This window comes from Saccharopolyspora soli, from assembly GCF_022678645.1.
In the GTDB taxonomy this organism is placed as follows: Bacteria; Actinomycetota; Actinomycetes; order Mycobacteriales; family Pseudonocardiaceae; genus Saccharopolyspora; species Saccharopolyspora soli.
Genome location: NZ_JALBWV010000024.1, coordinates 39,864 through 61,305 on the forward strand (window position 1 = coordinate 39,864; position 21,442 = coordinate 61,305).

At 70.1% G+C, this 21,442-nt stretch carries 20 protein-coding genes; 12 read left to right on the plus strand and 8 right to left on the minus strand.

Translation table 11 applies throughout. The features are described from left to right. Positions 1–221: 221 nt before the first annotated feature. Positions 222–923 (minus strand): hypothetical protein, encoded by a 702-nt coding sequence (locus MOQ72_RS19480; RefSeq protein WP_242185283.1) that lies wholly within the window; start codon positions 921–923, stop codon positions 222–224. A 103-nt stretch (positions 924–1,026) separates the two neighbouring features. On the opposite strand from MOQ72_RS19480, the gene MOQ72_RS19485 reads away from it, so the two are divergent. Next, a complete protein-coding gene (locus tag MOQ72_RS19485; RefSeq protein ID WP_242185285.1) occupies positions 1,027–2,313 on the plus strand; it encodes an adenylosuccinate synthase in 1,287 nt (428 codons plus the stop codon). A gap of 284 nt (positions 2,314–2,597) precedes the next feature. Here MOQ72_RS19485 and MOQ72_RS19490 read toward each other — a convergent pair whose 3' ends face one another. Together MOQ72_RS19490 and MOQ72_RS19495 are read right to left on the minus strand one after the other, a co-directional pair. After that, positions 2,598–4,211 (minus strand): Na+/H+ antiporter, encoded by a 1,614-nt coding sequence (locus MOQ72_RS19490; protein ID WP_242185287.1) that lies wholly within the window; start codon positions 4,209–4,211, stop codon positions 2,598–2,600. A gap of 58 nt (positions 4,212–4,269) precedes the next feature. Further along, the gene (locus MOQ72_RS19495) at positions 4,270–5,388 is read right to left on the minus strand and encodes a glycerophosphodiester phosphodiesterase (protein ID WP_242185288.1); all 1,119 of its coding nucleotides are present in this window, start codon (positions 5,386–5,388) and stop codon (positions 4,270–4,272) included. A 219-nt stretch (positions 5,389–5,607) separates the two neighbouring features. On the opposite strand from MOQ72_RS19495, the gene purD reads away from it, so the two are divergent. From purD to MOQ72_RS19510, 3 genes are all read left to right on the plus strand, one after another. Further along, positions 5,608–6,870: a phosphoribosylamine--glycine ligase gene (gene purD, locus MOQ72_RS19500; protein ID WP_242185289.1), complete on the plus strand. Its 1,263-nt coding sequence runs from the start codon at positions 5,608–5,610 to the stop codon at positions 6,868–6,870. Positions 6,871–6,930: 60 nt separating this feature from the next. Continuing rightward, on the plus strand, positions 6,931–8,109 hold the full coding sequence (locus MOQ72_RS19505) for a pyridoxal phosphate-dependent aminotransferase (protein WP_242185290.1): 1,179 nt from the start codon (positions 6,931–6,933) through the stop codon (positions 8,107–8,109). 163 nt (positions 8,110–8,272) lie between these two features. Further along, complete coding sequence (locus tag MOQ72_RS19510; RefSeq protein WP_242185291.1) at positions 8,273–8,437, plus strand: hypothetical protein; 165 nt, start codon at positions 8,273–8,275, stop codon at positions 8,435–8,437. Between the two features lie 68 nt (positions 8,438–8,505). Here the strand turns inward: MOQ72_RS19510 and MOQ72_RS19515 are convergent, their stop codons facing one another. Together MOQ72_RS19515 and MOQ72_RS19520 are read right to left on the minus strand one after the other, a co-directional pair. Next, on the minus strand, positions 8,506–9,105 hold the full coding sequence (locus MOQ72_RS19515) for an HAD family hydrolase (protein WP_242185292.1): 600 nt from the start codon (positions 9,103–9,105) through the stop codon (positions 8,506–8,508). Between the two features lie 61 nt (positions 9,106–9,166). Next, on the minus strand, positions 9,167–10,189 hold the full coding sequence (locus MOQ72_RS19520) for a threonine aldolase family protein (RefSeq protein ID WP_242185293.1): 1,023 nt from the start codon (positions 10,187–10,189) through the stop codon (positions 9,167–9,169). A gap of 168 nt (positions 10,190–10,357) precedes the next feature. Here MOQ72_RS19520 and MOQ72_RS19525 point away from each other — a divergent pair, with 168 nt between their 5' ends. The 4 genes from MOQ72_RS19525 to MOQ72_RS19540 all read left to right on the plus strand — a co-directional run bounded on the left by MOQ72_RS19525 (position 10,358) and on the right by MOQ72_RS19540 (position 12,679). Beyond that, positions 10,358–10,873, plus strand: a complete 516-nt coding sequence (locus tag MOQ72_RS19525) for a SigE family RNA polymerase sigma factor (RefSeq protein WP_242185294.1) — start codon at positions 10,358–10,360, stop codon at positions 10,871–10,873. Positions 10,874–10,887: 14 nt separating this feature from the next. Then, positions 10,888–11,538, plus strand: a complete 651-nt coding sequence (locus MOQ72_RS19530) for a hypothetical protein (protein WP_242185295.1) — start codon at positions 10,888–10,890, stop codon at positions 11,536–11,538. 119 nt (positions 11,539–11,657) lie between these two features. Then, positions 11,658–11,981 carry a DMT family transporter gene (locus tag MOQ72_RS19535; RefSeq protein WP_242185296.1) on the plus strand — a complete coding sequence of 108 codons (324 nt, stop codon included), beginning with the start codon at positions 11,658–11,660 and terminating at the stop codon, positions 11,979–11,981. 113 nt (positions 11,982–12,094) lie between these two features. Beyond that, complete coding sequence (locus MOQ72_RS19540; protein WP_242185297.1) at positions 12,095–12,679, plus strand: TetR/AcrR family transcriptional regulator; 585 nt, start codon at positions 12,095–12,097, stop codon at positions 12,677–12,679. On the opposite strand, the gene MOQ72_RS19545 is transcribed toward MOQ72_RS19540, so the two are convergent. After that, positions 12,667–14,364: an ABC transporter ATP-binding protein gene (locus MOQ72_RS19545; protein WP_242185366.1), complete on the minus strand. Its 1,698-nt coding sequence runs from the start codon at positions 14,362–14,364 to the stop codon at positions 12,667–12,669. The genes MOQ72_RS19540 and MOQ72_RS19545 overlap by 13 nt on opposite strands. A 44-nt stretch (positions 14,365–14,408) precedes the next feature. Beyond that, positions 14,409–15,968, minus strand: coding sequence for an ABC transporter transmembrane domain-containing protein (locus MOQ72_RS19550; RefSeq protein WP_242185298.1), 1,560 nt, complete (start codon positions 15,966–15,968; stop codon positions 14,409–14,411). Positions 15,969–16,492: 524 nt separating this feature from the next. Here MOQ72_RS19550 and MOQ72_RS19555 point away from each other — a divergent pair. The 3 genes from MOQ72_RS19555 (at position 16,493) to purB (ending at position 19,702) form a co-directional block, all read left to right on the plus strand. After that, positions 16,493–17,719 carry a threonine synthase gene (locus MOQ72_RS19555; RefSeq protein ID WP_242185299.1) on the plus strand — a complete coding sequence of 409 codons (1,227 nt, stop codon included), beginning with the start codon at positions 16,493–16,495 and terminating at the stop codon, positions 17,717–17,719. Between the two features lie 195 nt (positions 17,720–17,914). After that, positions 17,915–18,193, plus strand: a complete 279-nt coding sequence (locus tag MOQ72_RS19560) for a sigma factor (RefSeq protein WP_242185300.1) — start codon at positions 17,915–17,917, stop codon at positions 18,191–18,193. A gap of 75 nt (positions 18,194–18,268) precedes the next feature. Next, on the plus strand, positions 18,269–19,702 hold the full coding sequence (gene purB / locus MOQ72_RS19565; protein ID WP_242185301.1) for an adenylosuccinate lyase: 1,434 nt from the start codon (positions 18,269–18,271) through the stop codon (positions 19,700–19,702). A 10-nt stretch (positions 19,703–19,712) separates the two neighbouring features. Here purB and MOQ72_RS19570 read toward each other — a convergent pair whose 3' ends face one another. Then, complete coding sequence (locus MOQ72_RS19570) at positions 19,713–20,363, minus strand: TenA family protein (RefSeq protein WP_242185302.1); 651 nt, start codon at positions 20,361–20,363, stop codon at positions 19,713–19,715. Between the two features lie 97 nt (positions 20,364–20,460). On the opposite strand from MOQ72_RS19570, the gene MOQ72_RS19575 reads away from it, so the two are divergent. Beyond that, the gene (locus tag MOQ72_RS19575) at positions 20,461–21,354 is read left to right on the plus strand and encodes a phosphoribosylaminoimidazolesuccinocarboxamide synthase (protein ID WP_242185303.1); all 894 of its coding nucleotides are present in this window, start codon (positions 20,461–20,463) and stop codon (positions 21,352–21,354) included. Positions 21,355–21,442: the final 88 nt, after the last annotated feature.

Genomic DNA, 21,442 nt, shown 5'->3' on the forward strand with positions numbered 1-21,442 from the left:
CGCCGATGTCGATGTTGACCATTGCCCACGCGGGTAGCCGTTTCAATGCCGCAGCGTGGCCAACGGGTGACTTGGCGTGAAACCGCCACTGATCGTGCCACCGCTTGGTGAATTTCGCACTGAGCTGGCCGTTGCGCCGATCGGCTGATTTCTTGCTGCGAACGCTGGGGGCCGGGCAGTTTTGCCGGAAATTGACCGACTAGATGTCCGTTTTGGGGTGATCACCAGGCCAGTCGCAGGTCTTCGGTGTGGCGGTACCAGACCCACTTCTCCACCGGGCGCGGGTGCGCGAGGCCGTCGTGGCGCACCGTCGCCGACCGGAACGACGCCTGCACCGCGCGGCCGCGGGTGATCTCGCGGCGGCGTCGCAGCAGGCCGCGGCGGACGGTGGTGACCAGCAGGCCGTCGGTGGCCGGTTCGAGCGTGCTGCTCAACGGGTCCGAAGTGGACTCGGGCAGCGGGGTGGCAGCTGGATCGGGGGAAACCTCGATGCTCATCGCCGAACCGTTGAGCACCTGCTCGTCGTCGCAGTACACCTGCCCGGTGATCGGCTCGATCAGTCCCGCGCCGAGCAACACGCCGCCGGAGTCGTCCCGGATCAACGCCGCCGGGCGCGGCGCGGCGGTCAGCGCGCGGTCGAAATCGCCCACCGCGAGCCCGCGCAGCCGCGCGACCGGCGACTCCGCGACCGGGACGTAACCGATGACCAGGTCCGCCAGCCGGTTCTTCCGGAGCAGGCGCAGCACGACCGCGGCGAGGTCGGCATCGGTGCCGTGCACCACCAGGCGATCTCCGGCGGTGGCGAGCAGCGGATCCAGGTCTTCGCGGCCTGGCGTCGCCGGGACGTCGAACCATCGCACCCCGTCACCGGACGGATGCGTAGCGCGGTCGACGTTTCCGCAGGACAATGCGGTGGTACTCACGTTTCGCTCCTGGTTTACCCTGATCGACCGGCATACCCCGTGGTGGGAGCGGGCGAAGCGTGCGGGAACGCTGGCGACCACCCAGTCCAGGTTGGAGTTTCACATGCCGGCGATCGTGCTGATCGGCGCCCAGTGGGGCGACGAAGGCAAGGGTAAGGCGACCGACCTGCTCGGCGAGCAGGCCCAGTGGGTCGTCCGCTACCAGGGCGGCAACAACGCGGGGCACACCGTGGTGCTGCCGGACGGGCAGGACTTCGCACTGCACCTCATCCCGTCGGGGATCCTCACCCCTGGCGTGACCAACGTGATCGGCAACGGTGTCGTGGTCGATCCGGGCGTGCTGCTCGAAGAACTGGCCGGGCTGGAGGGCCGCGGCGTGGACACCACGCGACTGCTGGTCTCCGCCGACGCGCACCTGATCATGCCATACCACGTGGCCATCGACCGGGTCACCGAGCGGTACCTGGGCAAGAAGCAGATCGGCACCACCGGTCGCGGCATCGGGCCCTGCTACCAGGACAAGATCGCTCGGGTCGGGGTCCGCGTGCAGGACCTGCTGGACGAGAAGATCCTGCGGCAGAAGGTCGAGGCCGCGCTGGACATCAAGAACCAGATCCTGGTCAAGGTCTACAACCGCCGCGCGATGGACGTCGACGAGGTGGTGGACACCGTGCTGGCCCAGGGCGAGCAGTTCGCCAGCCGGATCGCCGACACCAAGCTGCTGATCAACCAGGCGCTGGACCGCGGCGAGACGGTGCTGCTGGAGGGCTCGCAGGGCACCCTGCTGGACGTCGACCACGGCACCTACCCGTTCGTGACCTCGTCGAACCCGACCGCGGGTGGCGCGTGCGCGGGTTCGGGCATAGGGCCGACGAAGATCAACGCGGTGATCGGCATCCTGAAGGCGTACACGACCCGCGTCGGGGCCGGTCCGTTCCCGACCGAGCTGATCGACGAGGCCGGGGAGAACCTGCGCAAGCAGGGCGGTGAGTTCGGCGTGACCACCGGCCGGTCGCGGCGCACCGGGTGGTTCGACGCGGTGATCGCGCGCTACGCGACTCGGGTCAACGGCATCACCGACTACTTCCTGACCAAGCTGGACGTGCTCTCCGGGCTGGAGACGATCCCGATCTGCGTCGCATACGACGTCGACGGCGAGCGGATCGACGAGATGCCGATGACCCAGACCGGGGTGCACCACGCGGTGCCGGTGTACGAGGAGATGCCGGGCTGGTGGGAGGACATCAGCGGAGCGCGCAGCTTCGAAGACCTCCCGGCCAACGCGCGCGCCTACATCGAGCGCATCGAGGAGCTCGCCGGGGCGCGGATCTCGGCGATCGGCGTCGGCCCCGGCCGCGACCAGACCATCGTCCGCCACACCATGGCGTGAGGCCGTTGTGAGTGCGCAACCGTGCTGGAGCCCGGTTGCGCACTCACGACCCCGGAATTTCCGCACCTGAGCGGTGGTTGTGCTGCGCAGTCCGATCGCTTTCGAGCAGGTCGCCATGCGCGGTCTGCTGCTGAACTCCGGACACCGCCACCGGCCTGACCCTGGCCGACACCGCCGACCCCGAGCCGGGTGAGGTGCTGGTGGATGGTGCGGCACATCTCGCTGAACTACGGCGAGCTGCACTACGCCAAGCACCCGGACGCGGACCGCGGTGTCGACTGACCTCAGCGGTTGCGCCAGGAGTTGTCGAGAGCGGCTTCCTGCAGGTCGAGCTCGCGCAGGACGCGGCGCAGCACCTCGTCGTCGACGTTGCCCGCGTCCCGCTCGTCGGCCATCGCCGACCGCTGCACCTCCAGCACGTCGCGGCGCAGGTCGGAGAACGCCTTGCTCGCCGTGTCCGCCCGCTCCGCGGGCGTGCGTCCGACCTGCTCCGCCGCCGTCATCCCCTGGTGCTCCACCAGGTCCTTCATCCGGCCGATGATCCGCTCGAAGTGCTCCGGCTCGGTGCCCAAGTCCGCCGGGGTTAGCCCATCCAGGTAGCGCAGCGCCGCGTTGGTCGCGGTCACCCTGGCCACCGCCTCGGCCTGGTCGTCGCGGGCGGCCTCGTCCACATCGGTGATGCCCAGCTTCCGGATCAGCCACGGCAGCGTGGTGCCCTGCACCAGGATGGTGCCCACGGTGATCACGAAGGCCACGAACTGGATCAGCTCCCGCGACGGGAACGGCGCGCCGGTTGCGGTGGTGTACGGGATCGAGCCAGCAGCCGCGAGAGTGACCACGCCGCGTATCCCCGCCCACGACAGCACGGTGGTGCGCCGCCACCAGCTGCCGCGCTTGCGGCCGCCGGTCAGCAGGTGGGACAGGCCCGGCACGTAGTTGGAGCCGAACATCCACACGATCCGGAAGCCGAGTGTCGCGGCCAGCAGCAGCAAGGCCGTCGCCAGCAGGCCGACGATGTCCCGCCCGGAGGCGATGACGCCGTTGACGACCTCCTGCAGTTGCAGCCCGATGTAGGCGAACACCAGGCTTTCCAGCAGCAGGTTGATCGACACCCAGACGGTGTGCTCCTGCAGCCGCCCGGCGGCCCGCGCACGCGGCTGGTTGTGGCCGACGTAGAGCCCGGCGGTGACCACCGCGAGCACCCCGGAGCCGTGCAGCTGCTCGGCGGTCAGGTACGCGATGAACGGCACCAGCACGCCAAGCATGGTCGCCACCTGCACGTCCGGGACGTGGTTTCGAGCGACCTGCGCGAGCACCCCGAACACCAGCCCCAGTCCGATGCCGACCACGACGGCCAGCACGAACACCCACGCACCCTGCGCCAACGTCGGCGTGGTCCCGACGACCGCGGCGATGGCCATCCGGTAGACGGTGAGCGCGGCCGCGTCGTTGATCAGGCTTTCACCGCCGAGGACCGTCATCACGCCGCGCGGCAGCTTCAGCTGGCGGCCGATCGCGGCAGCGGTCACCGCGTCCGGCGGCGCGATCACCGCGCCCAGCACGATCGCCGAGTTCAGCGGCAGTTCCGGGATGAGCACGTAGGCCAGCCAGCCGATCACGAAGGCCGTGGCGATGACCTGCAGCACGCCGTGGTGCACGATCGGTCTGATCCGGGCCCGGAAGTTGGTGTAGGAGCTCTCCAGCGCCGCGGTGTACAGCAGCGGCGGGAGCACCACGGTCAGCAGCAGTTCCGGACCGATCCGCAGTGCCGCCGGGCCGGGGATCAGCGACACCACCAGGCCGACCAGGACCAGCAGCAGCGGGGCGGCGATCTCGCGGCTGCGGGCGACCGCGGTGACCAGCAGCGCGCCGATCAGGACGAGCAGCAGTTGGGCCACCGGGCGTCACCTCCGTCCATCATGGACAGGTTAGGTGTCCCGGTGGCCCCAGTGCTGATCAACGACCGGCGGCCGCCGCGTGTTCGTCGCGGGCGAGCACCGCGATGTCCGGGAAGTCGCTGAAGATCCCGTCGATGTCCTGGTCGAACAGCGCGTGGAAGAAGCCGAGCACGTCACCGTAGGCGGCCGGTTCGGCCGAGGACTGGAAGTCGGCGGGCAGGAAGGTGTTCTCCGCGCGCACCGTGTACGGCACGACCTTCAGCCCGGCCTGGTGCGCGTCGGCGACGACCGTGGTCGGCTCGGTGAGGTAGCCGTCGGAGTTCACCGGCAGGATCACCTTGGTGTCCGGGCCGATCACGTCGGCGTAGCTCGCGATCTCCCGCAGCCCCTCCGGTTTGACCAGGTCGGCGTAGGTGCGCGGATCCCCGGCCTCGATGAAGTCCTGCGGCGCGCCGGTGTTGCTGATCAGCTGCACCAACTCGACGCGCAGCGACCGGTTGAGCTCCTTGAGGTTGCCCACCTCGAAGGACTGCACGACGACCTTGGCGTTCGACCGGTTCAGGCCGTTGTCGTTCAACGCCTTGACCACACCGGGCTCCAACGCCAGCCCGAGCTTGGCGAAGTAGCTGGGGTGCTTGGTCTCCGGGGCGACGCCGATGTCCCGGCCCAACTCCCGGGACAGCCGGGCGCGCAGGTCCAGGACCTCCTGGAACGTCGGCACCTCGAAGCGGCCGTTGTAGATGGTGTTGTTCGGCCGGATGTCCGGGATGCGTTCGGTGGCGCGCAGCGTCTTGAGCTCGGCCAGGGTGAAGTCCTCGGTGAACCAGCCGGTCATCTCGACGCCGTCGATGACCTTGGTGGTCTTGCGGTCGGCGAACTCGGGGTGCGCCGCGACGTCGGTGGTGCCGCCGATCTCGTTCTCGTGCCGGGCGACCAGCACACCGTCCTTCGTGGACACCAGGTCCGGCTCGATGTAGTCGGCACCCATCCGGGCGGCCAGTTCGTAGGAGGCCAGCGTGTGCTCGGGCCGGTACCCGGAGGCGCCGCGGTGCCCGAAGACCTCGACCCGATCGGCGGTGTCCGGACGGGGTGGGGCCGCGATGGCGGGTGCTGCGAGCAGCCCCAGCGCAGCGGCGCCCGCAACGGACAGCGCCGTCAGGCGTACCCGGATCGTCATTTGCCCTCCTGTGTCTCGCGCGGCGTGTCGATCAACGTCGCACAGTCGGGCAAAACCCTTACCGCCGCAATCGACCATTCGCGCAAGACCGGGCAACGCCGTGCCGACCGCTGGGTGAACTGCCGGGGCCGGGCCGCTCGGGCCGAAGTTGATAAAGCCTCCGCAAGGATTGCCGGGGCAGCGCCGCTGTGCCGTGCCGCACGCTCTACGCTGCGGTTTGTGCGAATCCTCGTGATCGGTGGCGGTGGCCGGGAACACGCGATCGTGCTGGCGCTGTCCCGCGACCCGTCCGTGACCGCGCTGGCCTGCGCGCCCGGCAACGCGGGCACCGCGGCGCTCGCCGAGACCTACGGCGTCGATTTCGCCAAGCCGGAGGGCGTGGCGGAACTGGCCACCAAGTGGCGTGCCGACCTCGTCGTCTTCGGCCCGGAGACACCGCTGGTCGCGGGCTCGGCCGACGCGGTTCGGGCGGCTGGCATCGCCTGCTTCGGCCCGTCCAAGGAGGCGGCGCGCATCGAAGGCTCCAAGGCGTTCGCCAAGGACGTCATGCTCGCGGCCGGGGTGCCCACCGCGCACAGCGAGGTGGTGGACAACCCCGCCAAGCTGGACGCCGCGCTGGCGCACTTCGGTCCCACCTGGGTGGTCAAGGACGACGGGTTAGCCGCTGGCAAGGGCGTGCTGGTGACCGGCGACTTCGACGCGGCGCGGGCGCACGCGCTCAAGCTGCTCGACGGCGGCCACCCGGTGCTGCTGGAGTCGTTCCTGGACGGCCCGGAGGCTTCGCTGTTCTGCCTGGTGGACGGCACCACCGTGGTGCCGCTGGTGCCCGCGCAGGACTTCAAGCGGGTCGGTGACGGCGACGCGGGCCCGAACACGGGTGGCATGGGTGCGTATGCGCCGCTGCCGTGGGCGCCGGACGACCTGGTCGAGACCGTGGTGCGCACCGTCGTGCAGCCGACGGTCGACGAACTGGCACGCCGCGGCACACCGTTCTCCGGGCTGCTCTACGCGGGTCTCGCGCTGACCTCGACCGGCCCGCAGGTGATCGAGTTCAACTGCCGGTTCGGCGACCCGGAGACGCAGGCCGTGCTGGCTCTGCTGCACACGCCGCTGGCGGCGCTGTTCAACGCGGTCGCGCAAGGTCGGCTCGCCGAACAGCCGCCGCTGGAATGGGAGCCCGGTGCGGCGGTGACCGTGGTCGTGGCGGCGGAGGGCTATCCCGGACGGCCGCGCGTCGACGACGTGATCCAGGGCGGCGACGCCCAGGGCGTCCTGCACTCCGGCACCCGGCGGCGCGAGGACGGCGCGGTGGTCTCCGCTGGTGGCCGGGTGCTGTCGGTGGTGGCGACCGGCGAGGACCTGGCATCGGCCCGCGAAGAGGCGTACCGGCGAGTCGAAGGAGTGCGCCTGCCGGGTTCGCACTACCGCACCGACATCGCACTCCGCGCTGTCCACGGCGAAGTCGCCATCCCGACCGCCTAGGGGCGGAGCGGGTCAGCTGGGCCAAACGCGGTGCGAAGGCTGTCTGGCAGGCTGTGCACCATGGTGAACAGCACCGCGCTTGCCGCAGCTCAACGGGCCAACATCCCGGCGTTTCAGGTGATGGAAGTCCTCACTGCCGCTGCGGCGCGTCAGCGCACCCACGGGGACGTGGTGTCGCTGGCGGCGGGCCAGCCTTCGACACCCGCACCGAAGGCGGTGCGCGAGGCCGCCGCCGAGGCACTGCACAGGCATCCGCTCGGCTACACCGAACAGCTCGGCCTACCCGAACTGCGGGAGGCGATCGCGTCGCATTACGAACGCTCCTGCGGTCTGGCGGTTCCTCTCGACGACGTGGTGGTGACCACCGGCGCATCGGGCGGTTTCCTGCTCGCCTTCCTCGCCGCGTTCGACGCCGGGGACCGGGTGGCGCTGGCACGTCCGGGCTACCCCGCGTATCGCAACATCCTGTCGGCGCTGGGCTGCGAGGTCGTGGAGCTGCCGTGCGACGAGACGACCCGGTTCCAGCCGACCGTGGCGATGTTGGAAGCGCTCGACCAGCCGGTGCGGGGTTTGATCCTCGCCAGCCCGGCGAATCCCACCGGCACGGTGGTTCCCGCTGACGAACTTGCCGGTCTGGTCGCGTGGTGCGACCGCAACGGCGTGCAGTTGATCAGCGATGAGATCTACCACGGGGTCACCTTCGGGAAGCGCGCCCACTCGGCGCGGGAGTACTCGTCCGAGCCGGTGATCATGCAATCGTTCTCGAAGTTCTGGTCCATGACGGGCTGGCGGCTGGGCTGGATGCTGGTGCCGCCGCGGCTGCGCCGCGCGGTGGATTCGCTGACCGGGAACTTCACGCTCTGCCCGCCCGCGCTGTCCCAGTACGGCGCCATCGCGGCGTTCTCCCAGGACGCATACGCCGAGGTCAGCGCACACGTCGAGGGCTACCGCACGAATCGGGAGCTGCTGTTGGGCGGACTCGCGGAACTCGGCATCACGCGAGTGGCCCCGGCGGACGGCGCGTTCTACGCCTGGGCGGACATCGGCCACCTCACCAACGACACCGCGGAGTTCTGCCGAAGGCTGCTCGACGAAACGGGTGTCGCAGTGGTGCCGGGCGTCGACTTCGACCCGGCGCGGGGTCACCGCTTCGTCCGGATGTCGTTCGCGGGCAGCACCGACGACATCGAGGAAGCCATGAACCGCCTGACCCACTGGCTGCCCCAACCGCAGTCGTGAGTGCGAAAGCCGGTTGGAGCCGGTTTTCGCACTCACGAGTGGGAGGTCTCCGGGTTTCCCTGAGTTTTCCCTGGTTGTGGGTGTTCGGCGGGTCGTTTCGGGCCGTCGATCTGGCACGCTGAGGGTGAGACGGGATTCGCGCGGTCGAGCTGAGGAGCTTGCGATGTTGTGGAAGGTGATCGGCGGGCTGCTACTGCTGTGGCTGGTGATCTCGGTTGCTGGCTTCATCATCAAGGGGCTGTTCTGGCTCGCCGTGATCGGCGGCGTGCTCTTCGTCGCCACCGCGGCGATCGGCTGGGCCCGCGACCACAAGCAGATCAAACGCTGATCACCCACCAGGAGTCGTGAGTGCGAAACCGGGCTGGAGCCCACTTACGCACTCACGACCCGGCGTGCTCACGGGAGGACGCCGTGGGTCTGGAGGATGCTGCGCGCGGCCTCCGCGCCCTGCCAGCGTTCGGCGTGCAGACCGGCCGCACGAGCGCCGTCGACGTTCTCCTGGCGGTCGTCGAAGAACAGGCACTCCGCCGCCGGTGCGTCGATCGTGTCCAGCAGGATCCGCCAGATCTGCGCGTCCGGCTTCGCCACCCGCAGATCGCCGGAGAAGATCAGGTGCTTGAACAGCCGAGCCCAGGTCTCCTGCTCCGCCACCCGCCCGAACGACGACGGCGCGTTGGACAGCAGCGCCATCGTGACGCCCTGCTGGTGCAGATCTTCGAGCAGGCGCAGGGATTCCGGCGCGGTCTCCAGCCAACCGGTGATGTCGGCGCGGGTCAGTCGCGTAGCCAGCGCGGCGTCGGCGGTCTTGCCCAGCCGCTCGGCCACCGCCTGCCAGTACTCCAGGTCGGGGCAACCCCAGTCGTAAGCGGTGCGCTCGGCGAAGTAGGCATCCTCGAACTCCGTCGGCTCGACGCCGAGCAGCCCCGCGATCGTGGGCAGCGCTGCGGTTCGCCGACTGATCACCTCGCCGTAGTCGAACACGACCCAACGCACCATTCGCCCTCCCCGGTCCGTTTCCGAACTCAATCTACGCAGGTGGTGCCAGCCGCCGTCGCGATCAGATCCGGGCGTCGCCGACGCGGCGCAGCGTCTCCTCGATGTCGGCCTTGGACACGTCGCGGTGCGTTACGAAGCGGACCTGCCCCTCCATCGGAACCGCCAGCACCCCGACCGAGGCCAAGCGCCGCAGCGTGAGCTGCACGTCGGGAACCGCCGCGAGCACGATGTTGGTCTGCGGAGCGGTGATTGACCAACCGTGCTCGACCAGGCCCTCGGCGAGCGCGCGGGCTTTGTCGTGGTCCTCGGCGAGCGAGTCGACGCGGTCCAGCGCGACGAGACCGGCCGCGGCGAGCACGCCGCCCTGCCGGACTCCGCCACCGAGCATCTTGCGCACCCGGCGAGCTTCGGTGGTGAACTCCACGCTGCCCGCGACCACGGAGCCGACCGGCGCGCCGAGCCCTTTGCTCAGGCATGCCTGCACGCTGTCGACACCGACGGTCAGCGCGGCTGGCGGCACGCCGAGCGCGACCGAGGCGTTCCAGATCCGGGCGCCGTCGAGGTGCACCCGCAGGCCGCTGTCGCGCGCAGCCGCCACGAGCTGTGCGTGTTCGTGCGGCGGGAGCACCGCGCCACCCGCGCCGTTGTGCGTGTTCTCCAGGCACAGCAGCTTGGTGCGCAGCATGTCGTAACCGGCATTGCTGTCGGACTGCGCGCGCACCACGTCGGCCGTCGGGCGTCCCGGCCCGGCGTTCCACTCCAGCGGTTCCGGCATGCCACCGGCCAACCAAGCGGCAGTGCCGAGCTCGTGGTTGAGCACGTGCGCGGCGCGCGGAGCGAGGAAGGAGTCGCCGCGGCGCAGGTGGATCATCAGAGCGATCAGGTTGCCCATCGTGCCGCTGGGCACCCACAGCGCAGCGGCGGTGCCGAGCAGCTGAGCGGCACGTTCCTCCAGCGCACGCATCGTCGGGTCGTGGTCGAGCACGTCGTCGCCGACTTCAGCGGCGGCCATGGCCGCGGAGATCTGCTCGTCGGGACGCGTGACCGTGTCGGAGCGGAGGTCGATCGGTGCCGTGTTGGTCACGAAGAGATCACACCATATCCACACCGGGTTTGGGCAATGGCCCTGCGGACACCGACGCGTCGACTGCGGTATCAATCACAGGGTGGATCTCGGGGCACCGCGCGTGCAACGGTTGGTGCCGGGGATCCCGTCCCACAGGTGCAGGCACGAACGAGCGGAGAGTTCCGCGTGGACCAGCGCGAGGAGCAGGAGTTCGCGGAGTACTTCGTGGCTCGGCGGGAGGCGGTGCGTCGAATGGCGTACATGATGTGCGGTGATTGGCACCGCGCGGACGATCTCGCCCAGACCGCTTTCATCGCGCTGCACCGGCACTGGCGGAAAGTTCGCGACAAAGGCGCGCTGGACGCGTACGTGCGCCGCACACTGACCCGTGCGGTGATCGACGAGTCCCGGCGGCCGTGGCGGCGGGAGCGCGCCGCGGAGGTGCTGCCGGACCGTCCGGTGGACTCGCCTGACGTGGACACGTCGGTGGCGACCAGGCAAACCCTGATGGCGGGGCTGCAGAAGGTGCCGCCGAAGCAGCGCGCGGTGCTGGTGCTGCGATTCCTGGAGGGGCTGGACGTCGCGGGGGTCGCCGCGGTCATGCGGTGCAGCGAAGGAACCGTCAAGAGCCAGTGCGCCCGGGGGCTGGCGGCGTTGCGGGAAGCGCTGGGCGACGAGCTCGGGGACCTGCGGTCGGCGTGAGGAGGTGCGGGTAAGTGGACGAGCGCAAGCTCGAAGAGCTGTTTCGCGAGTCGGTGCGGTCCGTTCCTCCGGCTTCGTTCGACGAGCAGGACGTGGCGCGGGCTTCGCGGCGGATCACCGCACGTCGCCGGGTGGCGGCGGTGGGGGGAACAGTCGTCGCCGCCGCGGTGCTGGTGGTCGGCGTCGGGGCGGGCACCGGTCTGTTCACCTCGCCGAACAGCAATGTCGCCAGCCACCCGGAGTACCAGAGCGCGCCGGTCACCCCGCGCGTGGACGGGCCGGGCGTCCTGGAGAACCGCTCGGGGCAGTGCGGACCGGACGCGCAGCTCGCGGCCGCGGTGACCAGGCAGTTGCCGGAAGCCGCCGGGACGGCCCCGGTTGCGACCAGCCCTTGTCCGTCTGGTGCCAAAGCGGCTTCGTTCCCGTTGCGCGACGGGACTTCGGCGGGCAGCGTCACGGTGATCGTCAGCCCGGTGGGCGCGGTCGCGCCGGATCAGGCCACGCCCGGTGACCAGCGGCGGCCGGACGGAAGCGAGCAGTCGGTCCGCAAGGCGCGCAGCGGCAAGCTGGTCGTGGTGCTCAGCGACCCGGATGCGGGTTCCCCGGCGGCGCCCTACGGCGCTCGGCTCGCCTCGATCGCGGGCAGCCTGGCCGACCAGTACTGATCGGTTCCGGGCCGCGGAGTTCGCGGCAGGTGTCCTCCCTCACCAGAACGGTACTGGTGTACCAAATTATTGGTACGTTAGTACTAGTTCGCTGATAGGAGGAAGGACGGCCGGTGATGATGGCCTGGATCATCCTGATGGTCTCGGGAGTGTTCGAAGCGGGCTGGGCGATCTCGCTCAAGCTCTCGCACGGCTTCAGCCGACTGGTTCCGACGGTGTCGTTCCTGGTGCTGGCCGCGGTGAGCTTCGCGGGCCTGGCGTACGCGATGCGAGTGCTGCCCGCCGGACCGGCGTACGCGGTGTGGACCGGCATCGGCGCGGCGATGACGGCCGTCGTCGGCATGGTCTGGCTGGGCGACGGCTTCTCGGTGCTCAAGCTGGTCTCGATCGTGCTGATCGTCGCCGGGGTGATCGGCCTCAACCTCTCCGGCGTCAGCCACTGACCCGCCGCGAAGATGCAGGTCCAGATCGTGAGAATCGACCCGGGCGCCGGGCGGTGCGGACCGATTCTCCGCGGTAACCACCTCGTGCCCGCTGACGCATAGGATCGACAGGTATGACAGCGGCCAGTACCCCGAAGGGCGAGCGGCGGCGGCAAGCGTTGGTGGTGGCCGCCGCGCAGCTGCTCACCGAGGGCGGCTTCGACGCCGTGCGGCACCGCGCGGTCGCCGAGCGCGCCGGTCTGCCGCTGGCCTCCACCACCTACTACTTCTCCTCGTTGGACGACCTGATCAGCGCCGCGGTCGAGCACGAGTCGCGGCAGGAGCTCGCCATCGGCCGGGCCCGGCTGGACGAGCTGATCGACCAGCCCCGCAGCACCGACGCGGTGATCGAGCTGATGCTCGACCTGCTGCTGGGCACCGGATCGCGCGACGGCGGAGCCGAGCCGGTGCTGCTGCGCTACGAGCGGTTGGTCGGCTCGCCGCGCCGCCCCTACCTGGCGCCGCTGATGCGTGAGCTCGGCGCCGAGCTGCACGATCTGCTGGCCGAGATCTTCGCCCGCAGCGGCATGGAGGTCAGCCGCGACCGGCTGTTCGAACTGGTCGCGCTGGTGGACGGCGCGGTGGTGAACGCGCTGATCGAAAGCGATCCCGACCCGCGCGGGGCGGCCCGCCGGATGCTGCGCTCTCAGCTCGGCTGAGCCACCCGGTACAGCCGGGCGTACGACCCCTCGGCGGCGAGCAGCTCGGCGTGGCTGCCGAGCTCGACGATGCGGCCGTCCGACATCACGGCCACCTGGTCGGCGTTGCGGGCGGTGTGCAGCCGGTGTGCGATCGCGATCACGGTTCGGCCGCTGAGCAGCGTCGAAACCGACCGCTCCAGCTCCCGCGAGGTGGCGTTGTCCAGCAGCGAGGTCGCTTCGTCGAGGACCACGGTGTGCGGGTCGGCCAGCAGCACTCGGGCCAGCGCGAGTTGCTGGGCGCGCGCCGCTGGAACCGGGTGGCCGCCGGAACCGAGCACCGTGCCCAGGCCGTCGGGAAGCGCCGCCACCCAGTCCAGCAGGCCGACCGCCTTGAGCGCGTCGGTCAGGTCGTCGTCGGTCGGCTCGTGGTCCGGCAGCGCGAGGTTGTCCCGCAGCGTGCAGGCGAACACGTGGTGTTCCTGGGTCAACAGCACCACTTCGCGGCGCAGCGCTTCGGTGGGCAGCCCGGTGACCTCGGTGCTGCCGAAGGCGACCGAGCCGGAATCCGGTCGGCTGATCCCGGCGATCAACCGGCCGAGCGTGGACTTCCCGGCGCCGGACGGGCCGACGATGACCAGCCGCTGTCCAACCGGCACGGTCAGGTCGATGCCGTGCAGGATCTCCTGGTCGGGCCGGTAGGAGAAGCGCACGTCGCGGAGCACGAGATCGCACTGCCCGTCGGTGCTGGCGGCGCGCCGCGCATCATCGGCCGCCGGAACCTCGCGGACCCCGAGGATCCGTTGCAGCGCCGTGTGGCCGACCTGCAGCTCTTCCAACCACATGAACAGCTCGTCGAACGGGTTCGCCATCGCCTGGGCGTAGAGCACGACGGTGATGATCGTGCCGAGTTCGGCCAGTCCCGCCTGGTAGGCCCACCCGCCGATCAGCAGGATCGCGGCGATGGGCAGCACGTAGGACAGTTCCAGGCACGGCAGCCACATGCTGAGCAGGAACCGGTGCCGCCGCTCGGCGGCGACGGCCCGGCCGAGCGCCTGCTCGTTGCGCGCCACGCGGCGTTCGGCCAGGCGCAGCGCCGCGACGGTGCGGGCGCCTTCGACGGATTCGTGCATGCTGGACTGCACTTCCGCCCAGTTCGCCATGACCCGCTGGATGGTGGGCAGCGAACGCGGGTAGTACCACCGGGTGCTGAACACCATCAGCGGCACCGCCACGAGCATTCCGCATGCCAGCGGCGGCGAGGTAAAGACCATCGCGGTGCCGGTCAGCGCCACGGTGATCAGCGCCGTGGTGATCTCGGGGACGGCGTTGCGAACCGTGTAGTCGAGCCGGTCGACATCAGTGGTGGCGCGGCTGAGCAGATCACCGGTACCAGCGGCCTCGACGGTGCCCAGCGGCAGGCGCAACGCGTGACTGACCATGCCTTCGCGCGATTCCGCCAGCAGGTGCTCGCCGAGCATCGCCGCGCGCAGCCGTGCGGCGCGCACCAGCAGCGCCTGCGTTGCGAGGACCGCGAGGAATGCCCCGGCGAGCAGGTCCACCCGCCCGGTCGTGGTGCCGGTGAGCACCGAGTCGACGAGGAAGCCGAGCACCTGCGGGCCGACCAGTCCGACCAGTGTCGCCAGGCAGAACAGCAGCATCATCGTGGCGAAGCGGCGGCGGTGCACCAGCAGCGTTCGCCACATCCAGCGGCGAACGGCGGCTGCTCCCGCCAGCGGCAGTCTCGCGGTCACGGCTTCGCTCCCACGTCCAATGCCTGGTCCGCCACCGCTGCCCACAGCGGGCTCTGGCTGAACACCACGGTGGTTCGACCTCGGCGGATTTCCTTGACCCGCTCGGCTATCCGCGCCTCGGTGTGCGCGTCGACCGCCGAGGTCGGCTCGTCCAGGATCAGCACGTCCGCGTCCGCGCAGAGCGCGCGGGCGAGCAGCAGGCGTTGCCGCTGGCCACCGGACAGCGAGCGGGCACGCTCGTCCAGCACCTCATCCGCCGGTAGTGCCGACAGCACCTCATGGGCGTCCGCGGCGTGCAAAGCGCTTTCCAGGTCCACCCCGGACCCCAGGTCCACTTCGGCGCGAGCCGGTCCGGAGAACAGCAGATCTTGGTTGTGCGCCAACACGATTCGCTGCCGCAACGCATCCGGCTCGACGTCCCGGAGCGGCACGCCACCGGCGCGCACCTGCCCGGCGAAGCGTTCCGCGAAGGCCTCCACGTGCTCGCCCGCGTCGATCACGGTCAGCTCGGCCGCCGGGATCCGCAGCCCGATGGATTCGTCGAACAGTTCCAGCGGGCCGGGCGGCAGTTGTTCCGGCTGCTCCGGGGGCGCCGGTTCGGGCTCCAACCGCAGCAGGGCTCTCGCGCGACCTGCCGCGACCAGCGCCGAGGCCCACGCGTAGGACGCCTCGGTCGCGGTGCGCACCGGGATCACCAGGTACGCCGACACCCCGTAGAACGCGACCAACTGGCCGACGCTGATCGTCCCGTCGAGCGCCAGCCGGGCGCCGAGCCAGGTCACCAGCACCGTGACCAGGCCGGGCAGCAGGATCTCCGCACCGGCCAGCCACGCCTCGATCCGCCCGGTGGCCACCCCGGCCGCCCGGACCTGCCGACTGGCGGCCACGAATCGCGCGTGGAAGCGGGATTCGCCGCCGATCCCGCGCAGGATGCGCAGTCCGGACACGATGTCCGCGGCCTGGGCGCTGACCTGGCCCAGCCGCTCCCGATGCGTCTCCTCGCGGCGGCGCAGCGGGCGCAGCAGCGGGCCGATGCCCACCGTGGCCAGCGGCACGCCGATCAGCACCACGACGCCCATGATCGGCGAGATCCACAGCACCACGATCGCGGCCACGGCGAACGACACCAGCGATCCGGTCGCCCGGCCGATCACCTCGAACAGCCCACCGATGCGGTAGATGTCCGATGCGCCGACCGCGACCACCTCACCGGCCCGGACCTTGCGCGTCAGCGTGCCACCGAGGCGCACCACGTGCGCCAGCACGACCCGTTGCGCACTCGCCGTGCCGTGTATCCAGAGCGTGTGCGCCGCCCAGTTCAGCGTGCCCGCGGCGATCATCTGGGCGACACCGAGACCGAGCACGACCAGCACCCAGCGCAGCAGCGAGCCGACGTCGTGGGCGCGGATCCCCGCGTCGATCGCCGCACCGACGACCAGCGGCAGCAGCGCGGTCGGCAGCATCCACAGCGCACCGGAGATCGTCGCGAGCGCGAGCAGGCCGGGCCGTTGCGCCAGCAAGGACCACAGGAATCGAGGTGAGCTGCTCGGTGCCATGACGGGATTGACGGTAGTTCGCGGTCCGTGGCGTGGCGACCGATTTTCGCCGCGGGCCCGCGCGTGTCAGAAGTCCCAGGTTATTTCCGAGAACTCCGAGTCCGTCGCTTTCCGAGCGCATTCTGGGCATTTGTCGGTGATCGGTCTGGAGTTCGGTTGCCGACCGCTGGGGGTGGGTTGTGGAACTTTCAACTGTTCGTCGCACAGGCATGGAATCAATTGGCCCGCGTACACCGCGCCGGGTCGAAGTGTGGTGGCGTGTCGCACGTTGCAACCTGCGCCGACGATCCAGAACACGTCCTGCTGTTCATCGCGGAAGACGTCACTGATCATCCGTCCGGGTCCCTTTGCTCGCGCCAACTCGATGTGCCAACGATATGTTCGCATTTTGGCGCGGTCCAGCAGCCGCCGGATTATTTAGGTTCGAATTAATGTACCGATTGGTCTCTGGGGAGGATTCGCCGGTAGTCCGATCGGCGCGGGTGGGCTGGACCTGATCGGGTGCCGCCAGCGAGGATGCGGGCATGGCGACATCCACCGGCAGCACGCTGACCCACCTCGAATGCACCTACTGCGGGCAGACCTACGACGCGGACGTACCGCACCGCTTGTGCGCGGAGTGCGAGAAGGTGCTCTACCCCCGTTACGACCTGGCGAAGGTCACCGTCCAGCCGGATGACCTCGCCTCCCGCGAGCCGACCATGTGGCGCTACCGCGAACTCCTGCCGATCCGCCACCAGGAGAACATCGTCAGCCTCGGCGAAGGGTTCACCCCGCTGCTGGCCGCGCCGAAGCTCGCCGACGCGCTTGGTATCGCGGACGTGCGCATCAAGGACGAGGGCCAGAACCCGACCGGGAGCTTCAAGGCGCGCGGCATGGCGGCTGCGGTCTCCCGCGCCCGCGAACTCGGGGCGTCGGCGGTCGCTGCCCCGTCGGCGGGCAACGCGGGAGGCGCGCTCGCTGCCTACGCGGCCCGCGCCGGGCTGGCCGCCGGTGTCGTGATGCCCGTCGACTGCCCGCGCATCAACCAGGTCGAAGCGGTGGTCTCCGGTGCCGACACCTGGCTGGTCGAAGGGTTGATCGACGACGCCGGACGGCTGGTCAAGACGAGCTCCGCGGCCCGCGGCTGGTTCGACGTGTCCACCCTCAAGGAGCCCTACCGCGTCGAGGGCAAGAAGACGCTCGGCTACGAACTGGCCGAACAGCTCGGCTGGGAACTGCCGGACGTGGTGATCTACCCGACCGGCGGCGGCACCGGCCTGGTGGGCATGTGGAAGGCGTTCGCCGAACTGGAGGCGCTCGGCTGGATCGGCGCCAAGCGGCCCCGCATGGTCGTGGTGCAGGCCGAGGGATGCGCGCCGATCGTGCGCGCCCACGACACCGGCGAACGGCACGCGCCGCGGTGGGAGGGCGCGACCACCGATGCCAGCGGCCTGCGAGTTCCGGTCGCCGTAGGCGACTACCTGATCCTCGACGCGGTGCGCGCCTCCGGAGGCACCGCCGTGGCGGTGTCGGAGGAGGAGATGCGCGTGGCGACGCGGGAGATGGCGGCAGCCGAAGGCGTCTACCCCGCGCCGGAGGGCGCGGCGACGCTGGCCGCGCTGCGACGCCTGCGCAGCAGCGGAGCAGTGCGCGAAGCGGACCGCGTGGTGCTGTTCAACACGGGAGCGGGCCAGAAGTACCCGGACTTCGTCCCGGCCGATCTCCCGCTGATCCCCGCTGACTCGCCGCTGTGGAGCACCGGCCTCTGAACACGCGGTCGTGAGTGCTTCTGGTCGCTAGAACGACCGCTGCCGGTCACGACCACGGCCAATGGGATTGGTCCGTTCGTCGGAATTCGTTGCGGCGGACGGACCTTTCTCCGTTCTGCTCGGTGGTGCCGTCGGTCCGCGTGCAACCCCGCCCCCGTGCTAAAGCGGTGGTAGCGCGGAAAGGGGACAAACTCTATGCGGGCCGAACAGGAACAGCAGTTCCGCGAGTTCGCCGGGGGACGTGCGCTGTGGCTGCGCCGCTCGGCGTACCTGCTGTGCGGCGGCTGGCACCTCGCCGAAGACCTCGTCCAGAACACGTTCCTCGAGCTCTACCGGGCCTGGCGGCGAATAGACAGCTACAACTACGACCCGATCATCGACGACCAGCAGGATCCGACGAAGCGCCCGGAGGTCGCAGTGCCCTTCGAGCAGCTCGACGTGCTCGCCACGGACCCGCAGCTGGCGCTGCACTAGCGGACCCGTGCCCGTTCGGCGGCAACAGTGGCGCTGCCGCCGAACGGGTGCCTCCCGCCGGTATCCTGGCTGTTCGTGACGGTCAAGCCCAGCATTCCGAACGTCCTCGCCGCCCGGTACGCCTCGCCCGAGCTGGTCGAGCTGTGGTCACCGCAGCACAAGATCATCCTGGAGCGCAGGCTTTGGCTCGCCGTGCTGCGCGCCCAGGCCGACCTCGGCGTCGAGGTCCCCGAGCACGCGGTGGCCGACTACGAGCGGGTGCTGGAGCAGGTCGACCTGGACTCCATCGCCGCCCGCGAGCGGGTCACCCGGCACGACGTCAAGGCCCGCATCGAGGAGTTCAACGCCCTCGCCGGTCACGAGCAGATCCACAAGGGCATGACCTCGCGGGATCTCACCGAGAACGTCGAGCAGTTGCAGGTCCGCCGCAGCCTGGAGCACGTCCGGGACCGCACGGTCGCCGTCCTGGCGCGACTGGCCGAGCTGGCCGGTCAGTACGGCGAGCTCGTCATGGCCGGGCGCTCGCACAACGTCGCCGCGCAGGCGACCACCCTCGGCAAGCGCTTCGCCACCGCCGCCGACGAACTGCTCGTCGGCTTCCAGCGGTTGGAGGAGCTGCTCACCCGCTACCCGCTGCGCGGCATCAAGGGCCCGGTCGGAACCGCGCAGGACATGCTCGACCTGCTCGGCGGCGACACCGCCAAGCTCGCCGAGCTGGAGCGCCGCGTCGCCGGTCACCTCGGCTTCGGCCGGACGCTGACCAGCGTCGGCCAGGTCTACCCGCGCTCGCTGGACTTCGAGGTGCTCACCGCGCTCGCCCAGCTCGCCGCCGCACCGTCCAATGTGGCCACCACGATCCGGCTGATGGCCGGGCACGAGCTGGTGACCGAAGGCTTCAAGCCGGGTCAGGTCGGCTCCAGCGCGATGCCGCACAAGATGAACACCCGGTCCTGCGAACGGATCAACGGGCTCGCGGTGGTGCTGCGCGGCTACCTCTCGATGGTCGGCGAGCTCGCGGGCGACCAGTGGAACGAAGGCGACGTGTCCTGCTCGGTGGTGCGCCGGGTGGCCCTGCCGGACGCGTTCTTCGCCTTCGACGGGTTGTTGGAGACGTTCCTGACGGTGCTCGACGAGTTCGGCGCGTTCCCCGCCGTGGTGGCCCGCGAACTCGACCGCTACCTGCCGTTCCTGGCCACCACCAAGGTCCTGATGGCGGCGGTGCGGGCCGGTGTCGGTCGCGAGACCGCGCACGAGGCGATCAAGGAGAACGCGGTGGCGGTCGCGCTGGACATGCGCGAGCGGGGCGCGGAGGGCAACGACCTGCTGGACCGGCTCGCCGCGGACGAGCGGCTGCCGCTGGACCGCGCGGAACTGGAGTCGCTGCTGGCGGACCGACTGGCGTTCACCGGTGCGGCGGCGGCCCAAGTCGGCGACGTCATCGCCGAGATCGAGAAGATCACCGCCCGCTACCCCGAAGCAGCGGCCTACCGCCCCAGCGACATCCTCTGACCGACGGGCGTCACGCCCAGTGGGCGTTGAAGAAGTCCAGTTCGCAGCGGGTCGCCTGCTGGAACAGGCGCAGGCAGCGGGCCCGGTCGCGCTCGTCGAGATCAGCGCCCACCCGGTCCAGTTCGCGGCACAGCCACTGCACCCAGCTCTGGAATTCCGGGTTGTTGTGCAATGCGATCCACTCGGCGTGCACGAAGTTCTCCGGCAGCGCGGCTGGCGCGCGCATCGCCCACTCCAGGTAGGTCCACTCCGCGACGGTCAGCACCGTCAGCACCTCGGCGTAGCCGCCGCGCGCGTTGGTGTCGTTCATCAGGTTCCGGAACGCCGTGGTCGCCTCGTCCAACTTCGGGTGCACCCGGTCCGACTCGCCGACCCCCAACGCGTCGAACGCGCGCTGGAAGTAGGTGTTCTCCTCGCTGGTGATCACGGCGATGCTGCCCGCGATCGCCAGCCGCGAGGAGTAGCGGTCGGCCTTGGCCAGCGCGGCACCGAGCAGCGCCAGGAAGTCGTCGACGAACTGGTAGTCCTGCACCAGGTAGGAACGCATCGAGTCGACCGGGACCAACCCGTCGAACAGGCCCTGGGTGAACGGATGCGTGATGACCGCCGTCCAGTCGGGTTCGCTGCGCTGGCGAAGCCATTCGGTGAATGTCTCGGTCACGAAGTCCTCCTGTGCGCCGGATGGGCCATGCCGGGTTCATACCACCGGACCGGCCCGGCTGCGGGCACCCGGCCCCCGGTGCGCGAGAATCCAGCACGTGGTTGCACTCGCCGATTACCCCCAGATCGCGGCAGGCAAGGTTCGCCAGCTGCACGCCGTGGACGACGAACACCTGCTGCTGGTGGCCTCCGATCGCATCTCGGCGTTCGACCACGTGCTCGACACGCCGATCCCGGACAAGGGCCGGGTGCTGACCGCGATGAGCGTGTTCTGGTTCGAGCTGCTCGCCGATCTGGTGCCCAACCACCTGGTCGCCTTCGACGACGTGCGGATCCCCGGCGAGGTGCGCGGTCGGGCGCTGTTGGTGCGGCGGCTGGAGATGCTGCCGGTCGAGTGCGTGGCGCGCGGCTACCTCACCGGCTCCGGGCTCGCGGACTACCAGCGCACCGGCGCGGTGTGCGGGGTGGCGCTGCCGGACGGGCTCACCGAGGCGTCCCGGCTGCCGGAGCCGATCTTCACCCCGGCGACCAAGGCCGAGATCGGTGACCACGACGAGAACATCAGCTTCGAAGCGGCGGCCGCGCAGCTGGGCGCCGAGCGCGCCGCGCAGCTGCGCGACGTCACGGTCCGGGTGTACGAGCGGGCTGCGGAGCACGCGCGCAGCCGCGGCGTGATCCTCGCGGACACCAAGTTCGAATTCGGCCTCGCCCCGGACGGTGCCCTGGTGCTCGGCGACGAGGTGCTGACGCCCGACTCGTCCCGGTACTGGCCAGCGGACGGCTACCAGCCGGGCAAGGTGCAGCCGTCGTTCGACAAGCAGGTCGTGCGCAACTGGTTGACCTCGCCCGCCTCCGGCTGGGACCGCGCCGCGGACACCCCGCCGCCTCCGCTGCCGGATGACGTCATCGCCACCACCCGCTCCCGCTACATCGAGGCATACGAACTGATCACCGGCCGCCCCTTCACCGCCTGGCCTCGCCCGACGGGGTAGGGGCGCAATTTCTCGCGAAATTGTCCGGCTTCCCCCGGTGGGGGCATGCGTCGGCGTGTCGGCGTCCCGAAGCGTCCAGGCGTGTCGA

Coding starts and splice junctions, on each gene's coding strand:
- MOQ72_RS19540 (WP_242185297.1), top strand. CDS start 12,095: ATGACAGCGGCCAGTACCCCGAAGGGCGAGCGGCGGCGGCAAGCGTTG.
- MOQ72_RS19550 (WP_242185298.1), bottom strand. CDS start 15,968: ATGGCACCGAGCAGCTCACCTCGATTCCTGTGGTCCTTGCTGGCGCAA.
- MOQ72_RS19505 (WP_242185290.1), top strand. CDS start 6,931: ATGGTGAACAGCACCGCGCTTGCCGCAGCTCAACGGGCCAACATCCCG.
- MOQ72_RS19485 (WP_242185285.1), top strand. CDS start 1,027: ATGCCGGCGATCGTGCTGATCGGCGCCCAGTGGGGCGACGAAGGCAAG.
- MOQ72_RS19495 (WP_242185288.1), bottom strand. CDS start 5,388: ATGACGATCCGGGTACGCCTGACGGCGCTGTCCGTTGCGGGCGCCGCT.
- MOQ72_RS19515 (WP_242185292.1), bottom strand. CDS start 9,105: ATGGTGCGTTGGGTCGTGTTCGACTACGGCGAGGTGATCAGTCGGCGA.
- MOQ72_RS19545 (WP_242185366.1), bottom strand. CDS start 14,364: ATGTGGCGAACGCTGCTGGTGCACCGCCGCCGCTTCGCCACGATGATG.
- MOQ72_RS19560 (WP_242185300.1), top strand. CDS start 17,915: ATGCGGGCCGAACAGGAACAGCAGTTCCGCGAGTTCGCCGGGGGACGT.
- MOQ72_RS19555 (WP_242185299.1), top strand. CDS start 16,493: ATGGCGACATCCACCGGCAGCACGCTGACCCACCTCGAATGCACCTAC.
- MOQ72_RS19510 (WP_242185291.1), top strand. CDS start 8,273: ATGTTGTGGAAGGTGATCGGCGGGCTGCTACTGCTGTGGCTGGTGATC.
- MOQ72_RS19535 (WP_242185296.1), top strand. CDS start 11,658: ATGGCCTGGATCATCCTGATGGTCTCGGGAGTGTTCGAAGCGGGCTGG.